The 19599-nt window shown below is 33.7% G+C and carries 14 protein-coding genes; all 14 read right to left on the bottom strand.

Annotated elements, in window-relative coordinates; genetic code table 11:
* Nucleotides 1–118: 118 nt before the first annotated feature.
* The 14 genes from AC1VAQ_RS05190 to AC1VAQ_RS05125 all read right to left on the bottom strand — a co-directional run bounded on the left by AC1VAQ_RS05190 (nt 119) and on the right by AC1VAQ_RS05125 (nt 19023).
* Entirely contained in the window at nt 119–841 is a 723-nt protein-coding gene (locus AC1VAQ_RS05190; RefSeq protein ID WP_302595921.1) for an amino acid ABC transporter ATP-binding protein, read from the bottom strand.
* Nucleotides 842–852: 11 nt separating this feature from the next.
* Nucleotides 853–1596 (bottom strand): amino acid ABC transporter permease, encoded by a 744-nt coding sequence (locus AC1VAQ_RS05185; RefSeq protein WP_302595923.1) that lies wholly within the window; start codon nt 1594–1596, stop codon nt 853–855.
* A 118-nt stretch (nt 1597–1714) separates the two neighbouring features.
* Complete coding sequence (locus AC1VAQ_RS05180) at nt 1715–2500, bottom strand: basic amino acid ABC transporter substrate-binding protein (protein ID WP_479903566.1); 786 nt, start codon at nt 2498–2500, stop codon at nt 1715–1717.
* Between the two features lie 370 nt (nt 2501–2870).
* On the bottom strand, nt 2871–3176 hold the full coding sequence (locus tag AC1VAQ_RS05175; protein WP_302595926.1) for a Dabb family protein: 306 nt from the start codon (nt 3174–3176) through the stop codon (nt 2871–2873).
* Nucleotides 3177–3570: 394 nt separating this feature from the next.
* Nucleotides 3571–4923: a GHKL domain-containing protein gene (locus tag AC1VAQ_RS05170; RefSeq protein ID WP_479903565.1), complete on the bottom strand. Its 1353-nt coding sequence runs from the start codon at nt 4921–4923 to the stop codon at nt 3571–3573.
* Nucleotides 4917–6233: an ATP-binding protein gene (locus AC1VAQ_RS05165; RefSeq protein ID WP_302595930.1), complete on the bottom strand. Its 1317-nt coding sequence runs from the start codon at nt 6231–6233 to the stop codon at nt 4917–4919. The genes AC1VAQ_RS05170 and AC1VAQ_RS05165 overlap by 7 nt, the downstream gene beginning before the upstream one ends.
* Nucleotides 6234–6516: 283 nt before the next feature.
* A complete protein-coding gene (locus AC1VAQ_RS05160) occupies nt 6517–7479 on the bottom strand; it encodes a GHKL domain-containing protein (RefSeq protein WP_302595932.1) in 963 nt (320 codons plus the stop codon).
* A gap of 388 nt (nt 7480–7867) precedes the next feature.
* Nucleotides 7868–9169, bottom strand: coding sequence for an ATP-binding protein (locus AC1VAQ_RS05155; protein WP_302595934.1), 1302 nt, complete (start codon nt 9167–9169; stop codon nt 7868–7870).
* 233 nt (nt 9170–9402) lie between these two features.
* Nucleotides 9403–9657 (bottom strand): hypothetical protein, encoded by a 255-nt coding sequence (locus AC1VAQ_RS05150; RefSeq protein ID WP_302595935.1) that lies wholly within the window; start codon nt 9655–9657, stop codon nt 9403–9405.
* Between the two features lie 402 nt (nt 9658–10059).
* Nucleotides 10060–10197: a hypothetical protein gene (locus AC1VAQ_RS05145; RefSeq protein ID WP_479903564.1), complete on the bottom strand. Its 138-nt coding sequence runs from the start codon at nt 10195–10197 to the stop codon at nt 10060–10062.
* 103 nt (nt 10198–10300) lie between these two features.
* Nucleotides 10301–11638, bottom strand: a complete 1338-nt coding sequence (locus AC1VAQ_RS05140) for a sensor histidine kinase (protein WP_479903582.1) — start codon at nt 11636–11638, stop codon at nt 10301–10303.
* A gap of 1 nt (nt 11639) precedes the next feature.
* Nucleotides 11640–12359 carry a LytR/AlgR family response regulator transcription factor gene (locus AC1VAQ_RS05135; RefSeq protein ID WP_302595939.1) on the bottom strand — a complete coding sequence of 240 codons (720 nt, stop codon included), beginning with the start codon at nt 12357–12359 and terminating at the stop codon, nt 11640–11642.
* A gap of 452 nt (nt 12360–12811) precedes the next feature.
* Nucleotides 12812–16210 (bottom strand): glycoside hydrolase family 9 protein, encoded by a 3399-nt coding sequence (locus tag AC1VAQ_RS05130; RefSeq protein WP_302595940.1) that lies wholly within the window; start codon nt 16208–16210, stop codon nt 12812–12814.
* A 116-nt stretch (nt 16211–16326) separates the two neighbouring features.
* Nucleotides 16327–19023 carry a glycoside hydrolase family 48 protein gene (locus AC1VAQ_RS05125; RefSeq protein WP_302595942.1) on the bottom strand — a complete coding sequence of 899 codons (2697 nt, stop codon included), beginning with the start codon at nt 19021–19023 and terminating at the stop codon, nt 16327–16329.
* Nucleotides 19024–19599 lie beyond the last annotated feature (576 nt).

Genomic DNA, 19599 nt, shown 5'->3' with positions numbered 1-19599 from the left:
CTTAAACTATACTTTGATTATTTCTATTAGCATAATATGAAAAATAGAGGAATTATTACACTATATTCCAGTGCAATAATTCCTCTATTTATAATCTTATATCTTATAGACTATTTCTCTATAATACCTTGCTAAAGAATAACTTAGTTCTTTCTTGCTGTGGATTCGCAAAGACATCTGCTGGATTTCCTTGCTCTATAATTTTACCACCATCCATAAAAATCAACCTTGTTCCAACTTCCTTTGCAAAGCCCATTTCATGTGTAACAATCATCATAGTCATGCCTTCTTCTGCTAAACCTTTAATAACCTCTAGTACCTCCTTAACCATCTCAGGGTCTAAAGCTGAGGTAGGTTCATCAAAAAGCATAACCTCTGGCTTCATTGCTAAAGCTCTAGCAATAGCAATACGTTGTTTTTGTCCTCCTGATAAGGTACTTGGATAAACATCTGCTTTATCTGCAAGTCCTACCTTATTTAAAAGGTCCATGCCAATATGGTCTGCTTCTTCCTTTGAAAGTTTTTTTAACTTCATAGGCGCTAACGTAATATTTTCAAGAACCGTCATATGAGGAAATAAATTAAAGTGTTGAAATACCATGCCTACTTGTTGGCGAATTTTATTAATATCTACATCTGGATCTGTGATATCCACATTATTAATAAAGATATTTCCTGATGTTACTTCTTCCATTTGATTAATACATCTTAAATAAGTTGACTTTCCTGAACCAGAAGGACCAATCACTACAACGACTTCCCCTTTTTTCACGCTGTCGTCTATGCCTTTTAAAACTTCTAGAGCGCCATAGCTTTTATGTAAGTTTTTAATTTCAATCATATTTGCCCCTCCTAATTTTTACTGTTCAACTTTTTCTCTAAGTGTTTCATAAAGAATGTAAGTGTTCCTGTAAGGATTAAATAACATATAGCTACAATCAGTAAAGGCTGTACTGCATTATATGTCCTACTGATAATGATATTTCCTGCACGTGTCAGGTCCATGCCACCCATGTAACCTACAATAGAAGTCTCTTTAATAAGAACGATAAATTCACTTACAAAAGCTGGTAACATCTGTTTAAATGCTTGAGGTAAGATAATGCTTTTCATGGTTTGTGCATAAGTAAAACCAAGTGAACGTCCTGCTTCCATTTGTCCCTTATCAATGCCCTGAATACCCGCACGGATAAGTTCTGACATATATGCGCCACTATTAATCCCAAAGGCAAGCCCACCTACCCAAATACGATATTCGGAGGGTACTGCCGCAAAAACTACTGTCCATAAAAAGATAACTTGAACTGTAGTAGGTGTTCCCCTAATAATATAGACATAAGCACTTGCAATCCATTTTAAAATCTTTTGTATCACACGAATCACTTTACCTAGTAACCCTCTTTTACGACTCGGTTTAATAAACCCAATTAGTGCCACCACTACCCCAATGATTAAACCAACTGAGGCAGCAATAATGGTAAGGCCTAATGTCCATAAAATACCATTTAATATCAATTCATAAAACGCATTATTTATAAAAGTATCATAAAAATCAAAGGTCTTTTGCCCTAATAATTTATAAAAGAAATTTTCCATATGGCTGCCTCACTTTAAATTATTTTATTTCGGTTTATTGAATCATTCTAGTTTTTTCTAATTATTATTGGTTTTTCTAATTATTCTCGGTTTATCTAATTATTCTCGTTTTATCGAATTATTCTGCTGCGTTAAAGAATTTTGCATAAATCTCGTCATATTTACCATTTGCTTTAATTTCTGCTAAAGTTTCATTAATAGCTTTTTGAAGCGCTTCATCACCTTTTTTAACAGCTATAGCATATTCTTCTTCTACAAATGGTGCATCTAATACTTTTAATCCGCCTTGCGCTTCAACCATACGTTTAGCTGGCTCTGCATCGATTACAACTGCATCAATTTTACCATTTGCAAGGTCCATTACTGCAAGTGCTCCTTTATCAAATGGTACACAAGTTATATCTTTATTATCGCTTACAAATTTATCTCCTGTTGTCCCTAACTGTACACCAACTGTTTTACCTGCTAAATCTTCTGCTACTTGAATATCTGTATTATTTTCTCTTACGATAATAACTTGTTTAGACTCGAAGTATGTATCTGAAAAGTCTACTTGTTTACTTCTTTCTTCATCTATAGATAACCCTGCTGCTACAAAGTCTACACTGCCTGCATCTAACTGTGCTAATAATGTACTAAACTCCATATCCTCAACTTTTAACTCTTTACCAAGTTTTTCAGCAATAGCTTTACCGATTTCTACATCCAATCCTACAATTTCTGTTCCTTCACGATATTCAAATGGTTCAAATTCAGCATTTGTTCCCATTATAATATAGTCTTTACCGCTTCCTGCTTCACCATTTGTTTGAGCGCTTTGATTACCACATCCTGCTAACATTCCCATAAGTAAAGCACTCGTACTTAATACAGTTATCATTTTTAATAATTTACTTTTTTTCATTTTAATCGCCCCTTTAATAGTTATTTATTCTTACTTCAATCCAAAAATTCTTTAATATTTATATTTTTATTGATTTTTATGTTAATATCTATGAATAATTATACATACATATGAATTTATAGTCAATAAGTTTTTATATTATTTTATGTAACAAACTCTCCTAATCTAATTCTACAAACTTGTATTTTCTATTTAAACCCCTTTATATATAGGATTTCTGACACTTAAATACACTTATCCACAGTTTATCATCTTTTCTGTTGACATAAGCCTCAATGCAACTCCGAATCAACCTGTGGATAATGTGTATAACTTTGTGCATAACTTGATTTTACGTTATTTGAACAAGCTCTACTTGTGGAAATGTTGTTTATACTTCATAATCAACTACAGCACGATTTATTGCAACCTGTCTTACTAATTCTTGCCCGATTGCTACATGTAGTGGATGATTTTGATACCCTACTAGTGCTTCCTTATTTGTAAATGTTGAATATAGTACGACATCATAAGCACTATCAGTTGTATTAAAGTTTCCCCCTACCTCAATTTCTAAAAGCCCTTCAATCTTTCCTTTTAAACCTTCTAATGCTACTTTCATTTTGCTAATTACTTCTTCTTTACTTCCATGTATCTCATGCTCTTTTACTTGCCACATTACAATATGCTTAATCATCTCATTCTCTCTCCTTTATACCTTAAGTTTTCTAATTTTATAGATTTCACATTTATAAAATTTAGTTATTCATAATCTTTAGCAATGTGAAATCATTGGGAGAAACCTATTTACTTACATGTATATTTCAAGGTCTTACTTGGTTTCTCTATATAGATTTCACATTTATAAAATTTAGTTATTCATAGCTTTTAGTTATGTGAAATCATTGAGAGAAACTTATTTGCCTACATGTATATTTCAAGGTTTTAGTTTGTTTCTCTATAATTTTTCGATTTTAACCTTTATATTCTAAATATTAATTCATTTTTACACATATAACAAGAGGTATCTCAAAACCAATGCTCTAGTTTGAGATACCCCTTAAATATTTAACCGTTTTCAGTTCTTTCACCTAATATCCAAATACTTTTGAATAACTATTTGCTGCATTTAAACTAAAGGTCAACTTTTCTTCTCCCCATCCACATTCTTGTAAACTTAACTCTCCTTCGTACTTCCTGATATGTTTTATCACACTTCCCATGCCATATGGATCCTGCTCTATAGCCTTCTTAATTAACTTATTTGAATTATTTTCCGCCTTATCTAATGCTTCCTTAGGTGTAGTATAGTAGAGCTTAAACATTAAATACCCTTTATACCATACACCTTCTACGCTAATGCTTTTTTCTCTTTCCTCTCCAATACGCTCGCATCTTTCTAAAGCATAGTCTAAAGTATTCCCTAACAACATACACAAATCAACAGTTCCCATTCCTGTTTTCTCTGGCAAACTAATATTCACTTTCATCTCTACATTATGTTTACATGCTGTATCATACTTCTCATTAATCACCATATCTAACATTGTATTTCCCGTTATAATATAAGGTTTACAAGATTTCATTTTATCCTCTATTTTTTCAACTAAAGGCTTTAATTCTTCCAGCTTCTCCTCATCTACTGCTTCAAGTAATGCATTCACACCTTGGGTTGCTTCTTGTTTCAAACTTTCTTGTTCCTTTTCAATCTTATTGATTTGTGCATATGTTCTGAGATGTTTCTTAAAAAAATTTCTCTGTAATGTATTTTCTTTATCTTCATAGACTGCTTTAATACTATGATGACTCATTAATACACACCATGCCCCACCTATAGCTACTATATATATTCCTAGTAAAGGAAATACCGATTTAGTCACAATGCCACTACCATTTTTAAGCGTATAATCCGTAGTTGCAATTACACAAAGATATATGAGCGCTAAGGCCAAAATCATCAAATTTCTTTTAGATGACATCCCAAAATCTTTCACCCGATGCTCACATACAATGTCTTGAAATAATTTTATAAGTATTAAAATGAGTACAGTGCTTAACCCTTCTATCACTAGCAAATTTGTATGTATTTCTAAATTTGATATATTAAATATGACTCTCATTAATTTACCTGCAAACAAATTACAAGTGTATATAATATCACTCACAACAACATAAACCCATAATTTATGACTTACCTTCCCCCTAAAAACTAAACTCATTGTAACAATAGATAAGGCACTTACTATATATGAAAAATTCAAGTTATCTCTCTTATCCCATATTACTAGACATATGCCTGCTAATGCCAATAGATGAAAGAACGTCCTTTTTAGTGTAATCTTACTTTTCTCTAAAAATACTTGTCCTAACACTATACTATTTAATACTATAAGCATAAACAGCAGCCCCTGAATCATTATGTGCCTTACCACTATATTTAACATGTGACGCCTCCCACCGTATTAAAGTTCAATTCTACTTTCCCTACATTATTCTCTGCTGCAATTTCTATATCACCATCATACTTATTCAAGCATTTAACAACGCTTCCTAATTCATGTGGCAATTGAGCATATCCGATTTCTATATTCTCTTCTTCATCTAATGTATACCAAACTTCAAACATTAAATACCCCTTAAACCATACCCCTTTTACTTTAATTTTTTTCTCTGTCTTATCTCCCTTATGACAAGCAGCTATGATATAGTCCATCGTACAATCTATGATAATGCATAAATCTACGATATTTAATTTTAATGTATTCGGTATACTCACATTAGTCTCAAAATCAATGCCTAATGCCTTTGCACTTAGTGCCTTTTCATGTAAAATGGCATCTACTATTTCATTACCTGTTATGACCTTTGTTAAATTGGGCTGTAAACGCTTTTTAATGTTTTCTATATAAGGCAAGAGTGTTTTGCTTTCTGATTCCCCTACTAAATGCGTTAACGCTTCGATTTCCTTTTCAATTTCTTCTTTTATACTTTCACTTACTCTATCTGCTTCCTCTAAGTGGCTATAGGCATCTATGTGCTTTTCAAATAACCTATTTAATATGCCATCTTCTCTAAAAGAATGCTGTTTCTTTAAGCTAAAGTAATTATGAAGTACTGCAAGGACAACAAGAAACAAAGTAAAATATACACCAAAGAAAATAACAGTTGATGCTAATTGTACATTCTCCTCATATATATACATAATACTTATCGTATTAAAAATCACAGCATAAATCACACCAATTAAAGCAAGTCCTATAACTTTGAGCTTCGTTAAATCATTATAAATATATAAGTTCTTATGATATAGTGGTGTTTTTTTCAATAAACTACTTGTTCCTACAGCTACTAAAAATGCACTTAAATGAGGTACGACATCATCTAGTATCCAACTCGTCCCTTCATATCCCACAGCCATATATAACTGATCTAGTAGAATGCACACAATGCCTTCTCCACCTACAGAAATTGCATACGATACAAAGAATACCCATATACGTGTCTTAAGCTTACCTTCATGTAAAAAGTTATTAATCACAAAAGCACTAAGACCTACATACCACAAATCATCACTCATACCATACTTATAAATCAGATAACTATACAGTGCTAATAATATAACACCATGTCCTAAGCCTCTCTTTAGTCGCCATTTAGCATGTGGCATAAATAAATCAGTAAGTACAAATAACTCGCCTGTATATAAGGTGCATATTATTAAGGTACGAAATATAAATCCTAGCACTGCTACCACTTCATCAGCCCCTTTAACCTTAGTTTCTTTAGATTTACTTTATTTTCACTCTATATTTACTTTATTTTTTCTAAATCATCAGTTTTTTAGCTTATAAATATATTATATTTAATTTGACTTAATTTTTAAACTCAGCTTAATCCAGTTTTTAACACATGATAAACAAAATCTTTCCATTCTCTGCTTCTCTTCTTTCTTTTATACGGAATCTAGTATATGAAATCTAGAAAAAAACAGTCTCTAGAAATCTAACGACATTACCTTCTAGAGACTGTTTATTATGCTACTTTACTGTATTAAAACAAAACTCTAACTTATGCCATTTACCTTCTGTATAAAACTGAAGTGTTCCATCATACTTCTCAAGACATTTAGCAACTGCCCCTAAACCATATATATCATTTTGGGTAGCACTTCTTGTTTCTTCTTCTACACTTAAATGTTCTTCATTTTCTAGACTCCTAGCTTTACTAAACCAGATTCTAAAGAGTATATATCCTTTATATAACATCCCTTGAATCTTAATTTTACTACCCTTTCCCAGACTAATATGCTCACAGGCTTCTAGCGCATAATCTATACTATTTCCTATTATTAAACATAAGTCCCCTACCTCTACCGCAATTTCTTCTGGCAAACTAATATTAACGCTGATAAACACATGTTTGTCACACGCTAATTTATACTTCTCATTTATAATAGAATCTACAATCGTATTCCCTGTTAAAATATAATTGCTCTCATGTCTCAGCTGTCTTTGTATTTCATCTACATAAGGCTTTACATAAACTAAATCCTCCTCTTCTGCAACCCCCATCAGCTTGGTAATTTTCTCTTCTAACTCTGTCTCTACAAATTTACCCTCCCGCTCTAAACGTTCCAAGCGTTTATAAGCCTCTATTTGCTTTTCAGAAAAGCTATTAATTAATGCAGCCTCTTCTTCCTCACATTCCTGCGTTGCTATCTTACGGCTATTTAAATAACATATAATAACACCAAATAAAGCTGTATAACCTACAAGGGCAATTCTCACATCTCCACCACGAAAAGCCATTCCCTCCCAATAAATCCTAACGCTCAAATTAGCTGTTAAAGTAACCGCTATACTTACAATAATATAAAATCCTCCTCGTCCCCAAGTTATACTCTCATATAAATTCTTATTCTTATAATATAAAAATGAGCCTTTAAAGATTTTGATAATAACAATACATATGGCTATAGTCACAATTCCAGAAATACTCATTACCTGTAACACCCTAATATCCAACTGCTTCCCTATATAATCACACAGTACCCATATAAATGAAAAAATAATAAAATATACGCACTGGGTTATGCAAATCGCCCATAGCTTACACTTATACTTTCCTTTATAAAACATGTCCACTAATATGATACATATAATAACTGCTAGAACTCTTTTACAGTGAGAAAACATTATATACAAAATAACGCCTATAGTAACTAAACTTAAATGTACTACCACTCTTTTTAAATCAAATCTATTCTTTTCAAAGAATACACTACTTAAAATCATGCTTCCAAAAAAATAAAGCACCCACATTATACATTCATCCAAATTCCAGGTTAAGATTCCCACCATCTCTATCACCTATTATCTCTATATTTTTCTATCTTGTTGCATTAAAGCTAATCTCTACCTTATGCTTACATGCCTCTATACTCTCTTTAAGATCTCCCTCATACTTTAAAATATATTTCTGTACTATACCAATCTCAGATTGCCTACACTTTATCTTTTCTTCTACTTCCCCATTTAAGGTACTATACCATACCTTTAATATGATATATCCCTTGTACCAAACACCTTCTACTTTAATACTTTTTTCTCCTTTTACTTCCTCACAACTTCTAATCGCATAATCTAAAGTTTGCCCCACAATAATACTTAAATCTGTACTGCTTAATGTCACATAATCAGGAATGCTAATCTTATTTGCAAGCTTAATTCCTTTTTCCTGTGCTGCAATATATTTCTCCTTTAATACTGCATCTAGTACACTATGGCCTGTCAATAAAAATTCCTGATTCATTGGCTCTACTGTCATAGCTATTTGTTCTGCATAATTCCGAACCCCTTCCAGACCCGCCTCATTCGCTGCTTCTGCTAAATGAACCACTTGTTTATGTAAGTTTTCCTTAGTCAATTGATGCTGCTTATCTACCTTCTCCATTTGCTGAGCCGTCTTTACCTGCTTTTTGGAAAAGCTATTAATGAGCAACTCCTCCCTATTGTTATACGTCTTATGAATATCCTTATACGTTTCAAAAATTAAATATACACTTGCAAAAATCCCTGCATAGATCCTCACAAATGCCTTAATACTTCCTTTTGCAATACCTGCTACATCACCATCTAGTGCAAGTACACTAGCTTGTACAACAGCACCTACGCCCGTCATAATGACTAATATTATAATTTTTTTCATGATTGGCAGCTGCTTATAACACACTTTATCTTTATAATAAAAAGGCGTCTTCTTAAATATATATACACCAGCTATGGCGCCTATTACCTCTGGGATCCAAAAGTAATTCTCTACGACTTGCATCCTTGCTAGCGAAAATCCAAGTAGCTGCATAAATATAACACGTACAATTAAGTCCACAATCCCTATGGCCATATACATAATCATATTCGCAACCCATATAGCCCAGGCTTTGTAAAATACACCACCCTTATAAATAAAGCACACAATCAGCAATGCCCACGCCGCATATATAAGAATTTCTGCACTCTCGGCATCTGCTACATTAAAATGAATAAATATAGTTCCTATGATTCCTATGCTGCCATAAAACAACGTTCGTTCAAAAGTAATCTTACTCCTTTCTAAAAACACCCTCGTAATAATCCCCATACAAAAAGCACATTCTAAACTCAAACCAATAATCTTTAAAAAATTCATCATATGTGTCTCATCCCATTCCCCTTTCAACTATTATTTATTCTCTATATTATCTTTAGATTCCTTAGTCGTTTTTCTTCAGTATACTAAAATATTCCGAATTTTTTAATAGAAATTTATGCACTCTTCTCCTCAACAATTATTTTTCACAAAAAAATAAGGGATAATATACTAAAATATTATTAGTACACTATCCCTTTACCATAAATATATATATATTTATATAATATTCCCCTTTAACTTCTGTAAAATTGTTGATGATTATACCCCTTCATATTCTCTGTATACTCACTCAAAATAGCTTTATATTTGGCATAACTCTTATCCGAAAGCTTTCCTTGTTCATAGCTCTCCTCCACTAATGCAACAGCCTCTCTTCTAGATTGAATCGCCAAATCCTTATAATTATTTTCTAAATAAAGCTTAAGGTCATTAATTAGCGTTTCTATTTGTTGTTCTAGTGAATTTTTAAATTTATGTTTAAAAAACATTCTATGCCTCCTTTAGTCACTATACATTTTCGTACTACCTTTTTTAATTATAACAAGTTCTTACAGACAAAAAAATAAGCTAACTTGTATGTTAGCTTCAGGCTGTAGACAATTAACTTTTCCATAGTATTTTACTAGTCTAGAAATAGAAAACAGAGGTAAAAATGGACCTAAACTGCTCTTTTTACCCCTATTTTAATAGATTTTCTTGAATAATCCTCACTTAATTTGTGAGTTTATTTTGGGAAAATTCATTTGTCAACAATCTGAAGCTAACTTGTATGTTAGCTTATTTTTTATTTCATCCTTTAGTTCATTATGTAGGCGTTTTTAAAACTATTATAAAAAGAAATCAGAACTTATTTCGATAAGTATTATTTAAGTTGGTAATTTTTCCTTACCTTAAGGTCTTTTAGGTCTAACAACCAAATATGCGGCTCCATCACATACACAAGCTAATCCTCCATCTACTTCTTCCTGTAACTCTTCCATATCCATCTCTTCGAATTCAACATTTAAATTATCTAACATATCCTTCATCCTCCCTTGATAACTTCATTTATTAATTACATTATACAATTTTATTTTTAATTTTCAATGTTTTTAGTACAAACTGTACACTTTTGTTTAAAATGTAACCTTTCTATGCCTGAAGTGCAACTATTTCCCTAGTATTAATCTCTATTTCTAATTTAAACACAAAATTATCAGCACTTGTTCTAACTTCCCCCCCATATTTCCTTGCACTTTGTGTAATATTACCTACGCCAAATCCATGATTTTCCTTATCCTTCTTAATTGTACGCAGTTTATTTTTTACACCCGATATTTTCTCTTCCTTCATGGGATTAGTAATTTCATAAAAGAAATAACCAGCTTGATAATTACACTTTATTTTAATCTTACGACTGCTTATATCTTCAATACGCTCACAGGCTTCTATGGCATTATCAATGCTATTTGATAACATAATACAAAGGTCAATCAGTTCAATGCCCATATTTTGCTGAACGCTTGCTTCTATCTCCATAACAATATTTTTATCATGAGCTACGCCACTTTTTTCATTTAATATGGCATCTACAATCGTGTTTCCCGTTTTTATAAGGGACACCTTTTTGCTAATTGTCGTACGAATATCCTCTATGTACTCATCTAATTCCTGTAACTGGTTATTATGAAGCAAGCCTTGCATACTTATTAAGTGATTTTTCATATCATGCTTAATAGCCCTGATTTCCTTGTTGCTTTCTTCTATTTTTTCATAATAGTTTACTTGATTTTTAAACTGCTTTTCAATAAGTTCATTTACCTTTTGATAATAATTTTCAGCAATATTTTTATCAATCCCTAATATCAAGCATATTGCGGCTAATGTATTCCCTATTCCCCAAACTGCTAAGTTTACCGTACTTATGTATATTTCTCCATCATACACATATATTGCATTAGCTATTAGATTAGTAACTAATGCACAGATGCCTAACATACATAGGAGTATCGCTTCTGACTTTAAAAATATGATGCTTTCAACCTTTGTTTGCTTAAATATTTTAAGTTTCCTTACTATTATTACTGCAGTTGTTATGATACAAGCAGTCAATACATTTACCATTAAATTATATACCACCCAATGATTCCATACATTATTAAAAAACCAATCTCCAAAAAGATTACATACGAATTCTAATAAACTTTCAATACATACAGCTGCTATTACTTTCCATGCCTTCGTTAAAACTTGTTTTTCTTCAAATAAAAAGCAAATGATCCATACCCCTGTGTATAATACAAGCCCCCTTGGTACAGGCATCCCTAGGACACCAATCAGCGCAGTATACATGATGATGCCATATATAATATAATTTCTAATTCTCTTCCTAGTAATCTTCGCTCTCACTGAAAATAAATCCATAACTAAATATGCAGAAATTGCATACGCACAGAGCTGCACGGCACATATAAATAGCTCTCTTATCATGCTATTCACCACGCTCCCTCCTTAAGAATGCGCTGAATTTTTCTTTGAAGTTCTTAAGTTTGAGTCGGCTTATGTAGACGACATCGCCATTTTGCATGGTAACAGTACTTTGATCGTGTTCGCGAATATAGTGCATGTTAATTAAGTATGATTTATGGATTCTAAAGAAATTACGGTCAACTAGTTTTTTTTCTAGTTCATTAATTTTATTGTCTACAACATATGGCTTTTTCATAGTATTTACTTTAATTTTACGGTCTTGTGTTTCAAAGTAAAGAATATCTACCAACGGTACTTGTATAAATTTTTGTCCTTGGTTTAAAACAAGAATTTGGCTTTCTCTCTCCTCCTTTCTTTTTAGGGCTAAGTCTAATGTTTGTTCTAGCTCGTCCTTCTGTATCGGTTTCAATAAGTACCTCAAGGTGTTTACCTCAAAAGCCTTATATGCTTCTTCTTGATGGCTTGTTGTAAAGATAATGTCACTCGTATGAATTTTTTCACGTATTCTTTTAGCTGTCTCTATACCACTCATACCATCTTGTATGGCTACATCAAGGCAAAATATATCGTATTGATCAAGTGACACTTTAAGTAAGTCTTCTCCTCTTAAAAAGTCATCTATGAAATAGTCAATTTTTCGTTCTTCAAAGTAATCCTTCAATAGTTTGATTAAATGATCTCTAAAAATCTTTTCATCCTCACATATAGCTATTCTAATCATCTTTGTCCCCCATCCTTCTTCTTTCAATGATTTTTTTTGTAGCTAATACATCAGTACTTCCCTCTATAATGCTTCTACGACTATTCTAACATAATTTTATAGACTTTTCATATAATTTATTGTTTTTTAATTTTATTTTGATAAAAAATTGTATATTTTTATAGTTTACATTAACTAATTTTTGTACAGTTTACATTGACTCACTTCTCTATCTATTTTTAACTTAAAAGTATCTAACCATCAATTCTTCCTTTTCCTTCATATATACTATTTTTTTGGCTGCAAAATAGCATATATTTTTCACCCCACATTTTAAGTTTAGAGATAAGAAAGTTAAAAATCTGCCTTTCCTATGCTATTAAAAAAAATAAGGAGGTCTCACGAAATTATTTAAAATCTCGTGCACCTCCTTTTGTCTTTACAAAGTAATTTATTGACTTTTTCTTACTTTTTTATGGTTCCATACCTGCTATTAATTCACCATCATAGTATACTGCTATCTTATTGCTATCACCATAAGAGAAGTCATTTGTTTGGTCATAATTGCTCCAATCATTTTTGGCTGTTCTTGTTGCGATAGTTAATTGTGCACCTGATTTAAGCGTATCTGTGCCATTAAATAAGATTTCAATATATGAGTCAGCATCTTCTGTTGGCGCTGTCATCGTTACAGCTTTTCCTTGAATCTTACCTGTGTATGATACATACCAAGGATCATAATTCATTTGTGCTGCTGCATTATCAACCCATACAGTTTGGTCAGCTGTACCATCTTTTGTAAAGAAATAACGAAGTGAAAGTTTTGATAAATCTACTTCATCTCCACCTAAATGACTAATTACAAAGTTATTTGTAATTGTATTAGTATTTGTTCCACCATTGCTGCTATTTGCAATACCTAAATCAAAGCTTACAACTGGTGCTGCCTTAACAGGTTTTTGAATTTCTACTGATACTGCTTCACTTGTTGTTTCTGCGCCTAAATCAGATACTGCTACAGCTGTAAATACAACTGGTGTTAATATACCCATTTCTGTTACTGTACCTTCTACTGTATATGATGCTGTATATACACCATCTACAGTATTATCTACAGTTGCAAATGCCTTACCATCTGCATAGAAGATTACTTTGTCAACATTGCCTTCTGCAATATCTGCTGTTGCTACAACTTGAACTGTTGTTGTTTCTTCTTCAAATTTCTCTCCAGCATCTGGTGTAATAATCTCTACTACTGGAGCTGGTTTTTCTGGTAATTGTACCTTAATTGTTACTGGTTCTGATGTAGTTACTGTACCATTAGCTGCTGTTGCTGTAGCTGTTAATACATATTCATTAGCTACACCTGCTTTATCAGCATAGCCAGCTGGTTTGAATGTTGCTGCATAATCTGTAGTTGCTTCTCCAATGCTTTCACCATTTACGAAGAATTCTACTTTATCAATTGTACTGCCTTTTACTGTAGCATCGGCTTTAACTGTAATCTCATCACTACCTTTGCTAAAGTCAATTACATCACCATCTTTTGGCTCAGTAATTACAACTGTTGGTGCTTCTTTAACTGGCAATTTTACTGTGATTGTAGCTGTTTCACTTTCTGTTTTCTTGCCGTTTTCAGCTGTTGCTACTGCTTTAATTGTATATGTTTCTACACCATCTTTAGCTGTACTAAAGTCTGGTACTGTAAGCTGTGTTTCTGCCATATCCCCTGTTGGTACTACTGTTTCAGTAGCTTTTCCATTTACATAAAATGTAACTGATTTAACTGTACTATCTTGAACTGTTGCATTAGCAGCAAGTTTAATTGCACTAATATTACCATCGCTGAAGTCATATACGTCTCCATCTTTTGGTGTAACAAGTGATACAACTGGTGCATATTGTGGTGCTGATGGAACAGCCTCGCTACCATATACTAATTTGCCATCATCATATACAGCAATATTTGTAGCACGTACCATATTACTTGAACTGCTACCTGCTAAACCTTGGTATGAATAGCTCTTTGTGTAATCCCATTTGCATGGTGCTGCAATTCTAAGTTGTACTTCATTTCTACTTTCTGATTGACCACCTGGGTAAATTTTAGCACCAGTTAAGTCAACATCTACATAATAAATATTGTTTTCTTCATCAAGTGGTAATACTTTAGATACTTTTGTGCCACTGTATTGTTTGTAATTAGCTTGTGCAGTCATTTGATCTGCTGTATAACCTTTTGCAATAACATCAGATAAATCTAAGAAAATCCTGTATGTTAATTTATCTGTTACTCTTGCTGGCCATGCTGTATGGTTACGAAGCATGAATTTAAACTCAACAAAGTTAATTGCATTGGTATTATCTTGTGCATTAATACCTGCTTCAAGGAAAATTTCTTCTCCTACTTCTTCAATTGCATTTAAGTTTTCAACAAGTGTACCACCATATTGTTTGTACATCTTAGCCATAAGACCTACAAAACCTGCATTGTAGTCACATGCTACTTCATTTGCTACATAGTCTGTGATAACGTCATTATAACCATCACTACTATTTGGACCACCTACTAATGCACCTACTAATGTGTGGCGGTGTTGTTTTGGTTCACCATTAAGATTATTTTCCCAACCACCATGTGCTGTTCTGTGGTGTGGTCTTTCAGGTGCATTTTCACCAAATCCTACTACAAAGCTGCGACCTGTGCTTCCTAACATATAATCAGCTTGTGTCTTAGCAAAAGTTTTGTATTCTTCTGCTTTTTGTGCACTACAACCATCCCAATCCGCATAAACAGATGCCATGAAGCCAACTGTTGCTGCATATCTAAGTGGACCCCATTCTGTAAGCCATGCAAGTCCTTTAGGTGTACGTGTGATAGATTTTCCATTATGATCTGTTGCCCAATAATCTAAATGGTTTTCAATGTTTGTTTTATATGCATCTTTATCTGTAATTTGTGCTAAGAGAAGTGATGCGCCTAAATGTACATCATCCCAGTTATGTCCCCATGTATAGGCTACTTCTGTACCACCTTGATCTTCAGGGCCAAATTTAGCTGCAGCTGTCTCAGCCTTTGCTAAATATTTTTCATCTCCTGTTGCTTTGTATAACCATGCACCTGCCCATGCAAGTTCATCATTATAACCGCTCCATGATTTATAGAATGAACCAGCAATACTATCATAATATGTATCACCGCCCATAGCTTCTGCTAGTGCATAAAGTTGTTTTGCATGTGCTAAACACTCTGCTGAGTAAGCTGGGTCAATATCTTCAAATACCATAGCACAAGCGGCAAGTGAAGCTGCTGTTTCGCCAGCTACTGCTGAACCTGGCTGACCTACTGTTACTTTATAAGATGGTCTATCCATTTGAAGGATTTCTGCTGCACCCCAGAATGCATGGTCAGCATTACCATCACCTACTTGAAAATAATATGTATTAGCATCTGGATTACATTTAATGAAGTAATCATTTGCCCATTTGATTTCATCTAATAAAAATTCATCTTCACCGCTTGCTTTATAAATGTCTTCATCTTCTAGATATGACCAAGCAAGCATTGTAGATGTGTAAGACATTGGTAAATTAAATTTAACATTATCACCTGCATCAAACCAACCACCTGTTAAATCTAATCCTGCATCAGCACCATCCTCTAAGCATGAATCCCCACGCCAATTATTACGTTGATTATCTGGTAAATCACCAGACTTTTGGAATTCATAAAACATAATACCTTTTTGCAATGCTTCAGCATAATTAAAATTACTAGATGCTGCCATAACATTCGCAGCTGGCATTGCTACTGTAGAAGCAACCATTGCAGCGGAAATCATACTGCTCCATATTCTTTTACCTTTATTCATAGCATTCTTCCTTCCTATGTTTTATTTGCATAATTTACTATTAGAAAACCCGGCAAACTCTCTTATTTGCCGGGTTTTCTAGTTACATATAATGAGTTTTTAACTCTTACTATTTCTTATTGAACTGTTAATGTACCTGTAGTTACATTAGAGAAGTTAGCCCAGTTGCTTTGGCAGATACGTAAGTCAGCTGTAATTGTACCATTGTTTGGTGCGATTGTTTGACTGCTTGAGAATGTTATTGTTAAGCAGTATTCACCATTACCAAGTGATTCAACTGTAGCATTTGTATTACCGTTAAGGCTTAAGTACCAAGGAGCACTATTGAATTGACCACCAACGTTATCAATATATACTACTGGAGTACCTGTTACACCATCAGCTTTGAATGTTTGTTTGATTGTAAATGTGTTAAGTGCTGTTTCTTTGTTAGCTGTAACAGTTACTTTAGCACTAACTGTGTTACCATTGCCTGTAAGAGAAACATTTGCATTTACATTTTCATTTACAGGTGGTACATCTGTATTTACTACTGTAAGAGTTGCATTACCTCTACCATCTTTACCTTGATCAGATGTTGCTACTGCTTCAAATTTTACATCGCCAACTGTATCTGCTGTGTAAGTAAATGTACCACTTGCAGCATTTACTGTTCCGATTTCTTCACCATTTGCTTTAAGGACTACTTTATCTACAGAACCTTCTGCAATTGTAGAATCTACTTTAACTGTTACTGTTTGTGCACCATCTTTAATATCAACTGTAGCTGGTGTTACTGTTACATTTACTTGTGGAAGTACTACTTCTTTGTGTTCACCGAATAAGAAGTCCATTGTTCCTAAAGCAACAGCGTAGTCACATTGTGCCCACCATCTATGGTAGTTCATTTCGAAGTTGAATTCGCCAGTCTTCTGGTATTCTTCATAAGCTGCTTGAAGTCTTGGGAAGTCTGGGTCTTCTTTGTATTTAGAACGAATATCAAGGAATGTTACACCAGATTTAATTTCATCGCCATTAGCCATTTTACCTTGGAAGTTAGATGGAACATATACTTCTTGTTCGAAGATACGAACGAAGTCTTGACGATTTTCTGAAGATACGATACCTTTATCATCTTGGTAGTTATCCCAAATACAGTCTAATAAGTCTTTAGCTGTATTGTAGTATGTTTCCCAATCTTGCTCTGGGCTATATTTCTTAGTAGCTGCTGCATAGTAAAGAAGTGCATTAGATAATGAACCAGCTACACCAAGGTCCTCGCCATATGTGTCAACTGTTACATGAAGATTTGGATTACCTGTAGATGATCCTGTCCATGTGTCTGGTTGACCTTCCCAAGCTAAGTTACTTGGAATTTCGAAGCTGTCATCATATACATGAACTTCTGATGCAGCCCAAGCAGACCATTTATCAAGTAAGTCTTTAACTCTTGAATCGCCTGATAAGTAGTAGTACTCAGCCATACGTTGCATTGACCAAGCTTGCATACCAAACCATCTGTTACTTGATGGATCATGATATACTGGGTCTTCATCATAGATTGTACCGTAGAATGTACTTGCTCCTGATGGATATTTTTGATATTGACCACCAAGTGAGTTACAAGAACCACCAGCGATACCACCTTCAGCAGATTGTAACCATTGATAGAATTCAATTTGTCTGTCTAAGCTTTGTGCCCAGTCTCTTGCACCATTTGTTGATTTTGGTTTGATTTCATCATCTGTAGAAAGGATGTAAGCTGCAACTGGTGATTGGTAACCAAAGTGATTGTAGCTTGAACCAATTCTCCAACCCCAAGATCCATCAAGAGCGCCGCCCCATGCATAGTACCAAGATAATAAGTATCCACAAGAATCATATCCTGTACCTGGTGTGAAGCTTTGTGCACCTTGTTTTACAAAGTATTTATCAAACATAGCGTATCTTAAGTAGTCACCCATCTTAGCAGCTTTAGCTGTGTATGTAGAAAGGTCTACATTGTAATCTTTAGCCCATTCTTTAGCCCAGTACATAGCTTGAACTGTACGTGCATCAGCATCTGGAGCATCTGTGTAACGCCATTGTTTAGAGTAGTTAGCATCAATTGTAAATAATGGAAGGAATCCATTTGAACCACCCCATTTGAAAGCTTCCCATGATGGATGAGTAACTGTTTCAAATGTTGATTCTTGTTCACCACGTTGGAAAGTATTGATATATGATGGTGTAGATGTACCATCTCCTCTTTGACCATATCCGTACCAGTTATCACAGTCGATTAACCAGTGCATACCATACATCATTTTGTTACCATATGCATTAGCAAGTTCATTTGCAATTGGGTCCGTACCAGCTGTTTGATTGAATTTTAATTCACTTGGATAATAATCTGGTAATGGATACTCAGCTGCATATGTAGCTTTACCTACATTATTTGTTGGTTGATCTTTCTCTGTTGGAATGAAGTAGTCTTCAATAACTCTCCAAGATTCTTCGATACCAGAGAAGTCTCCTGTTAATCTACCTCTCATAGCCTCTAACCATACATAGTAACTAGCAGCTTCACTAGTTGATTCATGTCCTTGGTCAGGAGCTTCACAGTTCATTGTTTCAATTGAATGATAAGGAATACCATCTTCACTGAAAAATGCCCCTACTGCTTTACCACTTGCATCTTTTTCAGGAACGATTTTGTCATAGAATTGTAAGAAACGATCACCATAATCGATACTGTCGCTTGCTTGTGTTGCTGCAAGTGTTGTAAGAGGTGCTAAACATTGTGCGCCAACAAGAACGCTTGTTACGAAACCATAAAGTTTTTTGTTTTTCATTTATTACTCCTCCTAGTTTTTTAAAGTGGGTTTCCCTTCTTGCTCATGTTTTATCTATTGTACCTACTTATTTCATTAGTAGTTGTTACCAACTCTCTTAATGACCCCTTAAGCTAGATTATACATTTTGCTAAAAGTTTTAACCCCTTGTATGGTTTCATTATAAATTTTTGAATAAATAATTCAATATTTTCCGAATGAGATGTATGGTTTTGTTACGCTTGGTGTTTTTTGGTGTTTTTAAGATGGTAATTTTTGCACCTTTTTCCTCATTTCTTACTCATTTACCCATGTTTTAGGCGATATTTTTTCCACTTTCCCCCATATAGGTTTGTCTCGACTTGAAGCATAGCAACGGAGAAGCAAATATACACCCTTAACTCATCTTTTCCACTCACTCAGCTTCTGCTTAAAAACCTCAGCATAACTTCCTGAGGCCTTTCTCTTAACTTCGACGTGTGGATAAATTTGAATATATGTTTTTATCGCGACTTGGAGCGCAGCGACGGAGCAGCAAAAATATATACACCCTTAACTCATCTTTTCCACTCACTCAGCTTCTGCTTAAAAACCTCA

This window comes from Cellulosilyticum sp., assembly GCF_982396655.1.
The sequence above is the reverse complement of the archived record's forward strand: the minus strand, read 5'-3'. Positions and strand labels throughout refer to the sequence as shown.

What these genes read in the sequence shown, in the direction of transcription:
- AC1VAQ_RS05185 (WP_302595923.1), bottom strand. Translation starts at nt 1,596, where the DNA reads ATGGAAAATTTCTTTTATAAATTATTAGGGCAAAAGACCTTTGATTTT.
- AC1VAQ_RS05140 (WP_479903582.1), bottom strand. Translation starts at nt 11,638, where the DNA reads ATGATAAGAGAGCTATTTATATGTGCCGTGCAGCTCTGTGCGTATGCA.
- AC1VAQ_RS05130 (WP_302595940.1), bottom strand. Translation starts at nt 16,210, where the DNA reads ATGAATAAAGGTAAAAGAATATGGAGCAGTATGATTTCCGCTGCAATG.
- AC1VAQ_RS05175 (WP_302595926.1), bottom strand. Translation starts at nt 3,176, where the DNA reads ATGATTAAGCATATTGTAATGTGGCAAGTAAAAGAGCATGAGATACAT.
- AC1VAQ_RS05135 (WP_302595939.1), bottom strand. Translation starts at nt 12,359, where the DNA reads ATGATTAGAATAGCTATATGTGAGGATGAAAAGATTTTTAGAGATCAT.
- AC1VAQ_RS05160 (WP_302595932.1), bottom strand. Translation starts at nt 7,479, where the DNA reads ATGAGTATTTCTGGAATTGTGACTATAGCCATATGTATTGTTATTATC.
- AC1VAQ_RS05170 (WP_479903565.1), bottom strand. Translation starts at nt 4,923, where the DNA reads ATGTTAAATATAGTGGTAAGGCACATAATGATTCAGGGGCTGCTGTTT.
- AC1VAQ_RS05145 (WP_479903564.1), bottom strand. Translation starts at nt 10,197, where the DNA reads ATGAAGGATATGTTAGATAATTTAAATGTTGAATTCGAAGAGATGGAT.
- AC1VAQ_RS05125 (WP_302595942.1), bottom strand. Translation starts at nt 19,023, where the DNA reads ATGAAAAACAAAAAACTTTATGGTTTCGTAACAAGCGTTCTTGTTGGC.
- AC1VAQ_RS05155 (WP_302595934.1), bottom strand. Translation starts at nt 9,169, where the DNA reads ATGATGAATTTTTTAAAGATTATTGGTTTGAGTTTAGAATGTGCTTTT.
- AC1VAQ_RS05180 (WP_479903566.1), bottom strand. Translation starts at nt 2,500, where the DNA reads ATGAAAAAAAGTAAATTATTAAAAATGATAACTGTATTAAGTACGAGT.
- AC1VAQ_RS05190 (WP_302595921.1), bottom strand. Translation starts at nt 841, where the DNA reads ATGATTGAAATTAAAAACTTACATAAAAGCTATGGCGCTCTAGAAGTT.
- AC1VAQ_RS05150 (WP_302595935.1), bottom strand. Translation starts at nt 9,657, where the DNA reads ATGTTTTTTAAACATAAATTTAAAAATTCACTAGAACAACAAATAGAA.